The organism is Nitrosomonas sp. Nm166 (assembly GCF_900112825.1).
GTDB lineage: Bacteria > Pseudomonadota > Gammaproteobacteria > Burkholderiales > Nitrosomonadaceae > Nitrosomonas.
Genome location: NZ_FONE01000121.1, coordinates 1 through 1,204, shown reverse-complemented (window position 1 = coordinate 1,204; position 1,204 = coordinate 1). Strand labels below are relative to the sequence as shown.

Here is a 1,204-nt window from a genome sequence, read left to right as displayed (position 1 = left end):
AAACTATTCAATAATTTTTGCAACGACACCAGCACCGACAGTTCTTCCGCCTTCTCGTATCGCAAAACGCAACCCATCTTCCATCGCAATAGGTGCTATTAAATTCACTGTTACCGATACATTATCACCAGGCATCACCATCTCAGTTCCACTCGGTAACTCAATCGCTCCCGTCACATCAGTTGTTCTAAAATAAAACTGCGGACGATAACCAGGAAAAAATGGCGTGTGCCTTCCACCTTCTTCCTTACTCAAAACATATATCTCAGCGGTAAATTTCGTATGCGGTGATATGCTCCCCGGCTTCGCCAATACTTGACCTCGCTCCACTTCTTCTCGTTTAGTACCGCGCAGCAATATGCCTACATTATCGCCAGCCTGGCCTTGGTCCAGCAGCTTGCGAAACATCTCAACGCCTGTGCACACCGTCTTTATGGTAGGTTTGAGACCAACAATTTCGATCTCTTCCCCCACTTTGATGATCCCTCTTTCTACACGACCCGTCACAACCGTTCCGCGACCTGAGATTGAGAATACATCCTCAACCGGCATGATAAATGTGCCATCAATAGCGCGCTCTGGTTGAGGAATATAACTGTCCAGCGCTTCTGCCAGTCGCAGGATGGAGGCTTCACCGATGTCGCTTTGATCACCTTCCAGCGCCTTTAATGCCGATCCAACGATAATCGGAGTATCGTCACCAGGAAAATCATACTTCGATAACAGTTCCCTAATTTCCATTTCCACCAATTCAATTAACTCCGCATCGTCAACCATGTCTGCTTTGTTCATATACACAATAATGTAAGGAACACCCACCTGACGAGCCAGCAATATGTGTTCTCGCGTTTGTGGCATGGGACCATCTGCTGCTGATACTACCAGTATCGCTCCATCCATTTGTGCTGCACCTGTAATCATGTTCTTCACATAATCCGCATGGCCAGGACAGTCTACATGGGCATAATGGCGATTGGCTGTTTCATATTCTACGTGGGCTGTATTAATCGTAATCCCACGGGCACGCTCTTCTGGCGCCGAGTCAATCTGATCATAACTCTTCGCTTCCCCACCAAACTTCTTCGTCAATATCGTAGTAATTGCCGCCGTCAGCGTCGTCTTACCATGATCAACATGCCCTATCGTTCCTACATTAACATGTGGCTTCGAACGCTCAAATTTACTTTTTGCCATCACTTGTTCC

The 1,204-nt window shown here is 47.0% G+C and carries 1 protein-coding gene; it reads right to left on the bottom strand.

The genetic code is table 11. The features are described from left to right. Window positions 1–3: 3 nt before the first annotated feature. A complete protein-coding gene (gene tuf / locus BM021_RS15040; protein ID WP_090721777.1) occupies window positions 4–1,194 on the bottom strand; it encodes an elongation factor Tu in 1,191 nt (396 codons plus the stop codon). Between the last annotated feature and the right edge of the window lie 10 nt (window positions 1,195–1,204).

What these genes read in the sequence shown, in the direction of transcription:
- tuf (WP_090721777.1), bottom strand. Translation starts at nt 1,194, where the DNA reads ATGGCAAAAAGTAAATTTGAGCGTTCGAAGCCACATGTTAATGTAGGA.